The organism is Caulobacter sp. SSI4214 (assembly GCF_012184455.1).
Taxonomy (GTDB): domain Bacteria; phylum Pseudomonadota; class Alphaproteobacteria; order Caulobacterales; family Caulobacteraceae; genus Caulobacter; species Caulobacter vibrioides_E.
This window is the reverse complement of sequence record NZ_SZWJ01000129.1, coordinates 1-9,470: the sequence shown is the minus strand read 5'-3', so window position 1 is coordinate 9,470 and position 9,470 is coordinate 1. Positions and strand designations below refer to the sequence as shown.

Annotated in this window: 12 protein-coding genes, 2 tRNA genes and 1 pseudogene; 14 read left to right on the top strand and 1 reads right to left on the bottom strand. The window is 68.3% G+C overall.

Features of this window, described 5'->3' with window-relative positions:
* Nucleotides 1–259 precede the first annotated feature (259 nt).
* Complete coding sequence (locus tag FCU40_RS21685; protein ID WP_206677364.1) at nucleotides 260–514, top strand: hypothetical protein; 255 nt, start codon at nucleotides 260–262, stop codon at nucleotides 512–514.
* A gap of 280 nt (nucleotides 515–794) precedes the next feature.
* Complete coding sequence (locus tag FCU40_RS21680) at nucleotides 795–1,493, top strand: Crp/Fnr family transcriptional regulator (protein WP_168077802.1); 699 nt, start codon at nucleotides 795–797, stop codon at nucleotides 1,491–1,493.
* 169 nt (nucleotides 1,494–1,662) lie between these two features.
* On the opposite strand, the gene FCU40_RS21675 is transcribed toward FCU40_RS21680, so the two are convergent.
* Nucleotides 1,663–1,737 (bottom strand) — tRNA-Thr (locus tag FCU40_RS21675).
* Nucleotides 1,738–1,827: 90 nt separating this feature from the next.
* Between FCU40_RS21675 and FCU40_RS21670 the strand changes: the two genes are divergently transcribed.
* From FCU40_RS21670 to FCU40_RS21615, 12 genes and pseudogenes are all read left to right on the top strand, one after another.
* Nucleotides 1,828–2,280 carry a hypothetical protein gene (locus tag FCU40_RS21670; RefSeq protein WP_168077800.1) on the top strand — a complete coding sequence of 151 codons (453 nt, stop codon included), beginning with the start codon at nucleotides 1,828–1,830 and terminating at the stop codon, nucleotides 2,278–2,280.
* A gap of 99 nt (nucleotides 2,281–2,379) precedes the next feature.
* Entirely contained in the window at nucleotides 2,380–3,669 is a 1,290-nt protein-coding gene (gene murA / locus FCU40_RS21665; RefSeq protein WP_004617706.1) for a UDP-N-acetylglucosamine 1-carboxyvinyltransferase, read from the top strand.
* Between the two features lie 3 nt (nucleotides 3,670–3,672).
* The gene (locus FCU40_RS21660; RefSeq protein ID WP_168077798.1) at nucleotides 3,673–4,113 is read left to right on the top strand and encodes a DUF2948 family protein; all 441 of its coding nucleotides are present in this window, start codon (nucleotides 3,673–3,675) and stop codon (nucleotides 4,111–4,113) included.
* Between the two features lie 146 nt (nucleotides 4,114–4,259).
* Complete coding sequence (hisD, locus tag FCU40_RS21655; RefSeq protein ID WP_168077796.1) at nucleotides 4,260–5,546, top strand: histidinol dehydrogenase; 1,287 nt, start codon at nucleotides 4,260–4,262, stop codon at nucleotides 5,544–5,546.
* Between the two features lie 19 nt (nucleotides 5,547–5,565).
* Nucleotides 5,566–6,045: a UPF0262 family protein gene (locus tag FCU40_RS21650; protein WP_004617700.1), complete on the top strand. Its 480-nt coding sequence runs from the start codon at nucleotides 5,566–5,568 to the stop codon at nucleotides 6,043–6,045.
* A 4-nt stretch (nucleotides 6,046–6,049) separates the two neighbouring features.
* Nucleotides 6,050–6,508 (top strand): low molecular weight phosphatase family protein, encoded by a 459-nt coding sequence (locus FCU40_RS21645; RefSeq protein ID WP_168077794.1) that lies wholly within the window; start codon nucleotides 6,050–6,052, stop codon nucleotides 6,506–6,508.
* A 97-nt stretch (nucleotides 6,509–6,605) separates the two neighbouring features.
* Nucleotides 6,606–6,824 (top strand): translation initiation factor IF-1, encoded by a 219-nt coding sequence (infA, locus tag FCU40_RS21640; protein ID WP_004617696.1) that lies wholly within the window; start codon nucleotides 6,606–6,608, stop codon nucleotides 6,822–6,824.
* Between the two features lie 7 nt (nucleotides 6,825–6,831).
* Nucleotides 6,832–7,416 (top strand): Maf family nucleotide pyrophosphatase, encoded by a 585-nt coding sequence (locus FCU40_RS21635; RefSeq protein WP_168077792.1) that lies wholly within the window; start codon nucleotides 6,832–6,834, stop codon nucleotides 7,414–7,416.
* Nucleotides 7,413–8,459, top strand: a complete 1,047-nt coding sequence (locus tag FCU40_RS21630; RefSeq protein ID WP_168077790.1) for a ribonuclease E/G — start codon at nucleotides 7,413–7,415, stop codon at nucleotides 8,457–8,459. Before FCU40_RS21635 ends, FCU40_RS21630 begins: the two co-directional genes overlap by 4 nt.
* Nucleotides 8,456–8,629 carry a DNA gyrase inhibitor YacG gene (yacG, locus tag FCU40_RS21625; protein WP_004617680.1) on the top strand — a complete coding sequence of 58 codons (174 nt, stop codon included), beginning with the start codon at nucleotides 8,456–8,458 and terminating at the stop codon, nucleotides 8,627–8,629. Before FCU40_RS21630 ends, yacG begins: the two co-directional genes overlap by 4 nt.
* Nucleotides 8,630–8,729: 100 nt before the next feature.
* A tRNA-Phe gene (locus FCU40_RS21620) sits at nucleotides 8,730–8,805 on the top strand.
* Between the two features lie 574 nt (nucleotides 8,806–9,379).
* Nucleotides 9,380–9,470 (top strand): annotated as a pseudogene (locus FCU40_RS21615) (flagellar motor protein MotA); the annotation flags it as partial.

Genomic DNA, 9,470 nt, shown 5'->3' with positions numbered 1-9,470 from the left:
GGCCGAGACGATGACGACGACCGGGGCGGCCGAGGCCGCGGTCGTGGTCAGGGTGGCTGGTTCGGCGATAGCGAAGGTCACGCCGAGGCCGCCCGTCGCGGCTGGGAAGACCGCCGCTAGGCCCACGGCTTAGGCGATCGCGCGCCCGCGGCATGGCTCCGCGGGCGCGCAACGGCCTGAAAGGATCATCGATGGCGATCAGCCTCCGCGACCCGCCTCGCTTCTTTCGCCGCGCTTATCGCGGTTTTCGCGCGTGGTGATGCCCGCCGCGAGCCGGAACGATGTTTCGCGCACGGTTTCGACTTTCCCGGCCGTGAGCCTCCTCAGGATCGAACCTCTGAACGGCGGCTGGGTCCTGTTCTGTGATCGGAACGCGCTGGCGCAGATCTTTCGCTCGGGCGCCGAGGCCGAACGGCAGGCGCGCCGTCAGGCGACGGTGCTGGCGTCTTGCGGGTTCGTCCCCCGGCTGGCGGTCGTCGATAGGGCGGGGAACCTCACCCGCGTGCGGCTTTAGATGGCCCTTCGCATCGACCTCGAAGCGCTATGTCCGCGAGACCTGGGACGCCATGATCAGGAAGAGAATTGTCGCCCGTTGGACGCCGCCAGGAACGAAACGCGATGGAGGCGGCGGTCAGGATCTCGGCGGGGGCCATGTCTCGACGCGAACGTCCATTTCGCCTCGACGTCGCCTTGGGAGCGGCGGATGATAGGGCCGGGATGGGGCTCGCTGATTGGACAGGGCGAGTGATGAAAAGGGCGGTTCCGCGTCGCAATCGAACCCGGCGTGACGCCCAATGCTAGCCGTTGTCCCCGAACGGCCCGTGGAGAAGGCTTATCTTCGTCGGTTGAGGCGCTTTGGTCCGCTCCTGGACGAGGACGCGGCCGCGCTCGAGGCCCGGCTCGGCCGGATCGAGGCCTACCCAGCGGGCAGGGACCTGGATAGCGCCCGCGCCGCCCCGATGTTCCTGCTATCGGGCTGGGCGTGTCTGGCCCATTCCCTGCGCGACGGGCGGCGACAGATCGTGGCCTTCCTGCTGCCTGGCGACGGCATCGGGTTCGACCTGCTGACCCGTTCCCAACACGCCGTCCAGGCCGTGGCTCTGACGCCCTTGCGAGCGCGGTCTACCCAGCCTGGCTTCTCTCCCGCCAGCGAGGGGCTGAGCCGAGCCCTGGCCGGCGCGGCGGCCGCTCAGCAGGCGCGACTGATCGACCAGATCGTGCGCCTGGGGCGACAGACCGCCTACGAACGCATGGCGCATCTGCTGCTCGAGCTGCATGGCCGGCTCGCGGAGATCGGCGAGGCGCGCGGCGAGAGTTTCCATCTCCCGATCAAGCAGGAGGTTCTGGCGGACGCCCTGGGCCTCAGCCTCGTGCACGTCAATCGCACCCTGCAGCAGATGCGACGTGATGGGCTGATCGATATCCGCGGGGCGCAGCTTACCTTGCTGAACCGCGCGGTCCTGGAAGCCGCGTCCGATCAGAGCCGGTCCTAGGCTGGCCATGAACATCCAGACGATGTCCGCCCGAAAACGAGGATCAGCGCCGTCGCCTGGCGGAAGGCAAAGGCGCTGGCGCGCCTAGCGTCCGGAAGGGGCGCTCAAGCGCCGTCAATGTCTGAAAACTGGCGGGGGCCCAAAGCCTTGAACTTGCTTTGGGCCCCCATGGTGCCGCCGGGCAGGATTGAACTGCCGACCTCAGCCTTACCAAGGATGCGCTCTACCACTGAGCTACGGCGGCGACGAGGAGGGGGCGTATAGCGAGGAGAATCGCGAACGCCAAGCCCAAAATCGTCTTGACCGAAGAACTTTGTCGCCGCACCCCCGAGACATGCCGATCAGCCACGACCCATCGACCCGCGAAGCCAAGCTCGCCGAAGCGTTGCGCACCAATCTCCGGAAGCGAAAAGCGCCGGCCCGCGGGAGTTTCGATGAAAACACGGCGGCGCTCGAGGCCGCCAAGCTGGCGCCCAGGCCCTACGGCGTCGTTCGAGAATTGCTGGGGATAAGTCATGGCGACGGCGAACGCGTGGCGTTGAGGGTCGAGATGTCGGCGCCGTTTCGAGCGCCGGATTCGAGCGAATGGGCGGTGGCCGTGCGCCTGGTCGGAGACGGCGGGCAGTTCGACACCGAGGCCGGCAAGGCGGCTTTCGGGCGGGATGGGCTTTCGGCGACGCGCAAGGCGATCGACCTGGTTCAGGTGGCCATCGATCTGGCCAGCATCACCCATGACCTGCGTTGGCCGGAAGACGAAGCGCCCTACGACCTCTCCGCGCCAATTTAGGCGTTGAAGGCCTTGCAAGCCCTCTTGCAACCGATAGAACCCGCTCCTCACATGTGAAGCGCGCCGAGAGCCCCACCTCCGCGCGTTCGAGGGACCTGAATGGATCGCATCGCCATCACCGGCGGCGCGCGGCTGAACGGATCGATCCCGGTCAGCGGCGCCAAGAACTCGGCCATCAAGCTGATGGCGGCCAGCCTGCTTACCGACGAGCCGCTGCGCCTGACCAATATGCCGCGACTGGCCGACACGCGGTTCCTGGGCAAGCTCTTGGCGCGGCTGGGCGTCGAGGTGACCGAGCGCGACGGCGCCGACGGCCAGGAGACGGTGCTGCACGCCGCCGAGATCACCAGCGGCTTCGCGCCCTATGATCTGGTTCGCCAGATGCGAGCGTCGTTCAACGTGCTGGGTCCGCTGGTCGCGCGCTCGGGCCAGGCCAAGGTCTCGCTGCCGGGCGGGTGCACCATCGGCGCGCGCCCCGTCGACCTGCACCTGCAGGCGCTGGAGGCCCTGGGGGCCAAGATCGATCTGCACGAGGGCTATGTCTACGCCCAGGCCCCGCGCGGCCTGAAGGGCGCCGAGATCGTCTTCCCGATGGTGTCCGTCGGCGCCACCGAACACGCCATGCTGGCGGCGGTGCTGGCCGATGGGACCACCGTGATCCGTAACGCCGCCTGCGAGCCGGAGCTGGCCGACCTGCAGGAATGCCTGAACGCCATGGGCGCGAGGGTCGAGGGCGCGGGCACGCCGACCATCACTATCAACGGCGTCTCGCGCCTCGCGGGCGCGACTCATGCGGTGATCCCCGACCGGATCGAGATGGGCACCTACGCCGTCGCGGCCGCCATGGCGGGCGGGGAAGTGCGACTGACCAACGCCCGACCGGGTCTCATCGACGCCTTGCTTCGCAAGCTGGAGGAAGCCGGCGCCGGCGTCGAGGAAACCGCCGACGGCTGCATCATCCGGCGGGGCGACGAACGCCTGAACGCGGTCGATATCGAGACCGCGCCGTTCCCCGGCTTCGCCACCGACCTGCAAGCCCAGTTCATGGCGTTGATGACCACGGCGAAGGGCGAGAGCCGCATTCGCGAGACCATCTTCGAGAACCGCTTCATGCACGCGCCGGAGCTGATGCGTCTGGGCGCCGATATCTCGGTCTCGGGCGGCGAGGCGCGCGTGCGGGGCGTGGAGCGCCTGGAAGGCGCCGAGGTGATGGCCACCGACCTGCGCGCCTCGGTCAGCCTGGTGATCGCCGGGCTGGTCGCGCGCGGCGAAACCACGGTCAGCCGCATCTATCACCTGGATCGCGGCTTCGAGCGTCTGGAAGAAAAGCTGGGCGCGTGCGGCGCTCAGGTCCGTCGCATCAAGGGCGACGGCGAGCCGGAGCTCTGATCGATGGCGCCAACCGCCAAGCCTCTTCGCCTGCTGGCGCACGACGCCGACGACCTCGCGGTGCTGTCGGCCGCCTTGCAGGACGCCGTGGCCAAGATCGGCGACATCCGCTGGGACGCCCAGGCGCGCACCCTGACCATCGCCTGCAACCGCTTCCGCTGGGAAGCCGCCAAAGGCAAGTCCGGGGAGCGGGTGCGATCGGCGTTGCAGTTCGGCGATGTCGCCGGGGTCCAGGCGCGCAATCTGCGACGTGACGCCAAGGGCGCGGTCGTCGAGCTTCTCTCGATGGGCTTCGAGCCCGCCGAGGAGGCGCCGGCCGGCGTCGTCACCCTGACCTTCGCGGGCGGCGGCGACATGCGGGTCTCGGTCGACTGCCTGGACGTCGCGCTGGCCGATGTCTCCGAGCCGTGGACGACGCCGCGAACGCCGGGGCACGCCGACTGAAGGACAGGCTGCGAGCCTGGCCGCGCTGGTCCGGACGCGACGCTGCTCCGCCTCGCGATCCCCCGACGGCCCTCGAAGCGACGATGCGGGTAGGGTCGCGGGCTTTCTGACTTGCCTCCCCGCCAAAAAACCGCATCTAGCAGGCCATGCGCCGCTTCTCCTTCACCGACTCCGATTTCCAGGCCGCCTTCAGGGCTTTCCTCGATGAGCGCCGTGGCTCGCCGGCCGATGTCGACGCCGCCGCGGGCGAGGTCCTTCAAGCGGTCAAGGTCCATGGCTTGGAGGCCGTGCTCGACTATGGCCGTCGCTTCGACAAGGTCGAGCTGACCGCCGAGACGATCCGCGTCTCTCCGGAAGAGATCGAACAAGGCTGGGCCCAGACGCCCGCCGAGGTGCGCGAGGCCATCGCCTTCGCCGCGGCCCGCATCCGCGCCTATCACAGCCGCCAGCGCCCGGCCGACCAGGCCTGGACCGACGAGGCCGGCGTCGAGCTGGGTTGGCGCTGGACGCCGCTCGAGGCCGTGGGCGTCTACGTGCCCGGGGGCCGCGCGGCCTATCCCTCGACCGTGCTGATGAACGCCGTGCCCGCCCAGGTGGCCGGCGTCGACCGTATCGCCATGGTCACCCCGCCGGGCAAGCTGCAGCCGGCCGTGCTGGCCGCGGCCAAGGAAGCGGGCGTCACCGAGATCTGGCGCGTCGGCGGGGCTCAGGCCGTCGCGGCCCTGGCCTATGGCGCGGGGCCGATCCAGCCGGTCGACAAGATCGTCGGCCCCGGCAACGCCTATGTCACCGCCGCCAAGCGGCGGCTCTACGGGGTGGTCGGCATCGACGCCCTGGCGGGACCCTCCGAGATTGTCGTCGTCGCAGATAAGAACAATAATCCCGACTGGATCGCCGCCGACCTGCTCAGCCAAGCCGAGCACGATCCGGCCGCCCAGTCGATCCTGATCACGGACGACGAAGCCTTCGCCGAGGCCGTCGAGCGCGCTGTCGAGGAGCGCCTTAAGACCCTCGCCACCGGCGTTGACGCCGCGGCCTCGTGGCGGGACCACGGGGCGGTGATCATCGCCCCGCTGGACGAGAGCCCGGCCCTGGTCGACGCCATCGCGCCCGAGCACGTCGAGTTCGCGACCGAGACGCCCGAAGCCCTGTCGGATCGCGTCCGCCACGCCGGGGCGATCTTCCTGGGCCGCGTGACGCCCGAGGCGATCGGCGACTACGTGGCGGGTTCGAATCACGTGCTGCCGACCAGCCGCGCGGCGCGCTTCCAGTCGGGCCTGTCCATCTATGACTTCATCAAGCGCACCTCGATCGTGAAGTGCGACGCGGCGTCCTTCGCCGTCCTGGGACCGCATACGGTGGCGCTGGCCGAGGCCGAAGGCTTGCCCGCGCACGCCCTGTCGGCTTCAGTGCGGTTGCGTTCAAACGATTGACGGGCGAACTTCCGGCCACATGACCACCCACGAACGCGCCCAGCATTCCATCAAGTCGATCGAGATCGACGAGGACAGCCTCGCGGCCGCTTCGCGCGACCAGGAACAGGAGCGTCAGGTCGCGATCTTCGACCTGCTGGAGGGCAACTATTTCGAACCCGCCGAAGCCGGCGGCGGTCCCTATGACGTGCGCCTGTCGCTGATCGAAAACCGCCTGGCCTTCGACATCACCGGCCCTGGCTACGCGCGCCGGCATCTGCTGTCGCTGTCGCCGTTCCGAAGCGTGATCAAGGATTACTTCTTGATCTGCGACAGCTATTACGCGGCGATCCGCAACTCGACGCCGCAGCAGATCGAGGCCTTGGACATGGGCCGGCGCGGTCTGCATAACGAGGGCTCGTCCTTGTTGCGCGAGCGTCTGGAGGGCAAGGTCAAGACCGATCTGGACACCGCCCGCCGCCTCTTCACCCTGATCTGCGCGCTGCACTGGCGAGGCTGATCCCTTGGCCGCCCAGCTGCCGGACGCGGTGCTTTTCTCCTGCAACTACAATCGCGTGCGCTCGCCAATGGCCGAAGGGCTGTTCAAGCGCTTCTATGGCACGCGGGCGTTCGTCGACTCCTGCGGTCTGAAGGCGGATCCGGACGGGGAGGGGATCGACCCCTTCGTCGTGGCGGTGATGGACGAGCTGGGCCTCGACGTCTCCGACCACAGGCCCAAGACCTTCGCCGAGCTGGAAGATGACAGCTTCGACGTAGTCATCTCGCTGACGCCCGAGGCGCAGCATCGCGCCGTCGAGCTGTCGCGCGACCGCGCTGTCGAGATCGAATACTGGCCGACCCACGACCCCACCCTCAACAACGGTTCGCGCGAGGCGCGGCTGGCGGCTTATCGAGAGGTGCGCGACGCCCTGGCCGAGGCGATCCGGCGACGTTTCGGGGCGCCATCGACGTTTGGGGGATAATTGCGTTATAGAGGCGCCTTCGCCGCGAAGCCTCGTCCCGACTCGACCGTCGGGCGCACCCTCGCGGCTACGTGATTCGTCCCTACTGAGAGGCCTGATGGCTAAGGAAGAACTGCTCGAGTTTCCCGGCACGGTCAGCGAATTGCTGCCGAACGCCACGTTCCGCGTGAAGCTGGAAAACGACCACGAGATCATCGCGCACACCGCCGGCAAGATGCGCAAGAACCGCATCCGCGTGCTGGCCGGCGACAAGGTCCTGGTCGAGATGACCCCCTACGACCTGACCAAGGGCCGTATCACCTACCGCTTCAAGTAATACGCAGATGATGGCTCCCCAGCCGGCGCTGGTGCTGGCCAGCGCGAGCCCTCGGCGCCTCGATCTGCTGGCCCAGGTCGGCGTCACGCCCGACCGGGTCGACCCCGCCGACATCGACGAGACGCCCCTGCGCGACGAGACTCCGCGCAAGCACGCCTTGCGCCTGGCGCGGGAGAAGGCGCGGGCGGTCGCTGCCCGCGCGCCGAACGACTATGTGCTGGCCGCGGACACCGTCGTGGCGGTCGGCCGCCGCATCTTGCCCAAGGCGGAAACCGAGGCTGACGCGCTTTACTGCCTCAAGCTGTTGTCCGGTCGAAACCACAAGGTGCTGACCGGCGTGGCCCTGATCGCGCCCGGCGGCCGCGAGGCCTCGCGCCTGGTCGAGACCAGGGTCGGCTTCAAGCGGCTCTCCGACGCCGAGCGCGACGCCTATGTCGCCGGCGGCGAGTGGCGGGGCAAGGCCGGCGGCTATGGCGTCCAGGGTCTCGCGGGCGGCTACATCACCGAGTTGAACGGGTCCTATCCCAGCGTCGTGGGCCTGCCGCTCTATGAAACCCTGAACCTGCTGTCTGGCTTGGGCTATCGTCCATGAGCGAGCGCCGGGCTTATCTCCATAAGGGCGTCGGCGAGACGGTCGGGGTCGTGACCCTGGACGGCCGCCCCGAGCGCCTGTTCGTCTCCTGGCCCACGGACGATCCCCTGGACGCCGAGGGCGTTCGCGGCGTGGCGCGGATCAAGAGCGTCGAAAAGACCTTCGCCTCGGCCTTCGTGGCCCTTCCGGGCGGGCGGGACGTCATCCTGCCGATCAGGCCCGACATGCCCAAGTTGGTCGAGGGGGGTCTGGTCGAGATCGAGATCAAGACCGCCTCTCGCCGCGACAAGGCCGCCGTGGCCCGCTTCGTCGGGGAGGGGGCGGGCGAGCCGCGCGTGCTGGCGGCCGCGCCCAGCGTCGAGGAGCGGCTGCGCCAGGTGGTGAAGGCTGGATCGCCAACAACGGGCCAGCCGGCGCTTCTGGCGGTGGAGGAAGCCGAGAGCGACGCGCTGGCGACCGTCTTTGGCCTGCCGGGCGGGGGCGATATCGCCGTCGAGGAGACCCGCGCCCTGACGGCGGTCGACGTCGATCTGGGCGGCCGCGACGCGACCGATTCGAAGCGAGCGGCCCGGCAGGCCAACATGGCGGCGCTGAGCGTCGCGGCGCGGGTTCTGCGTCTGAAGGGCCTGGGCGGCATCGTCGTCTTCGACCTAGTCGGACGCGGCCACGACGGCCAGGCCCTGACGACCGCCGCGCGCAACGCGTTCGCGCCTGATAACCCCGGCGTGGGAATCGGGGCGATCAGCAAGTTCGGAACGCTGGAGATGATCGTGCCGCGCCGCGCGCCGCCGATTCTCGATCGGCTGCTGACCTCGACCGGGGCGCCGAATCCCCGCCATGCCGCCCGGCGCCTGGCGCGGGCCCTCGAACGGGAGGGAAGGGCCGATCCTGGCGGTCGCCTGGAAGCCCGTTGCGCGCCAGCCGTCGCCGAAGCGTTCATGGCCGAGCTGGACGCCGGCGTCGCCGAGCGCCTGGGCCGCAGGTTCGCGGTCTCGCCCCAATCGGATTGGCCTGCCGATCGCCTGGAGGTGCGCGTCCCATGAGCACGGGCTGTCCCATTTGCGGCAAGCCGGTCGATCCGGCCTTTCGCCCCTTCTGCTCCAAGCGCTGCGCCGACGTGGATCTGCAGCGCTGGCTGAGCGGCCGCTACGTCGTCGAAGGCGGCGAGGACGACGACGAAAATCCCCTGTCCGGAGACATCAACAGGGAATGACAAAAGGGCGCTGGACTTCCTTTTCAGCCTCCCCTATAGAGCCGCTCCTCGCTTGACGGCGAGGCCGCCGAGGCGGCCCTAGTCGTCGTAAAGCCCGAGTGCCTGGGTAGCTCAGTTGGTAGAGCAGCGGATTGAAAATCCGCGTGTCGCTGGTTCGATTCCGGCCCCAGGCACCACTTTCCTTCCTCGTTCATGGCGCGTTCGAGCCCGGCCATTTGCTGGTCGTAGCTTCGCCATGGCGGCGTCGGCGCTGGCTCGCCCCGCGACTTGACCGTGACGCCCGTGGGCCTATCTGCCGCCAGGACAGGCGCCTTTCTTCATCGACCGGCGTTTTGTTGCTATGCTGCGGTGCAGCAGTGCAATTCTCGTTGCCAGGGAAAAACCGTCCTTATTTCCGGGATTTCCTTTTGTGCGGCGCAGTAAGCGGCGAGGGGCGGGGCCTTTTACGACGATTTTGTGCCTAAATGATCCCCTTGACGGTGCGAAAAGGGGTTGCCAAAGGACCACAGCCGCAATTCTAACATTGCGGTAAGACCGGAGCCCGAAAGGGCCTCGGTCGCACGCGCTTCGAAACGATCCTTCTGGAGGCCTAGTCCTCGCGAGGGGCGTAACGGGTCGAGCGCAGCGAAGCGGGTCCGCTGGAGAAAGAGCGATCGATCTCCGGGCGGGCTATTCAGAGTTAGGGTGGAGACGCTCTCGCGCGACGACCCTCGGTCCAAACGTGCTAGACCAATCAGGAACTGGCGACAGATGCTCGACATTAAACGGAAGACCCCCCTCATCGCTCTCATCGGCGCCGTGGCGCTGATGGCGAGCGCCCCGGCGTTCGCTCAGGACGCCA

Bases quoted from the DNA above. Each gene is read 5' to 3' on its own strand.
- FCU40_RS21685 (WP_206677364.1), top strand. From the start codon at position 260: ATGCCCGCCGCGAGCCGGAACGATGTTTCGCGCACGGTTTCGACTTTC.
- FCU40_RS21680 (WP_168077802.1), top strand. From the start codon at position 795: ATGCTAGCCGTTGTCCCCGAACGGCCCGTGGAGAAGGCTTATCTTCGT.
- FCU40_RS21670 (WP_168077800.1), top strand. From the start codon at position 1,828: ATGCCGATCAGCCACGACCCATCGACCCGCGAAGCCAAGCTCGCCGAA.
- murA (WP_004617706.1), top strand. From the start codon at position 2,380: ATGGATCGCATCGCCATCACCGGCGGCGCGCGGCTGAACGGATCGATC.
- FCU40_RS21660 (WP_168077798.1), top strand. From the start codon at position 3,673: ATGGCGCCAACCGCCAAGCCTCTTCGCCTGCTGGCGCACGACGCCGAC.
- hisD (WP_168077796.1), top strand. From the start codon at position 4,260: ATGCGCCGCTTCTCCTTCACCGACTCCGATTTCCAGGCCGCCTTCAGG.
- FCU40_RS21650 (WP_004617700.1), top strand. From the start codon at position 5,566: ATGACCACCCACGAACGCGCCCAGCATTCCATCAAGTCGATCGAGATC.
- infA (WP_004617696.1), top strand. From the start codon at position 6,606: ATGGCTAAGGAAGAACTGCTCGAGTTTCCCGGCACGGTCAGCGAATTG.
- FCU40_RS21635 (WP_168077792.1), top strand. From the start codon at position 6,832: ATGATGGCTCCCCAGCCGGCGCTGGTGCTGGCCAGCGCGAGCCCTCGG.
- FCU40_RS21630 (WP_168077790.1), top strand. From the start codon at position 7,413: ATGAGCGAGCGCCGGGCTTATCTCCATAAGGGCGTCGGCGAGACGGTC.
- yacG (WP_004617680.1), top strand. From the start codon at position 8,456: ATGAGCACGGGCTGTCCCATTTGCGGCAAGCCGGTCGATCCGGCCTTT.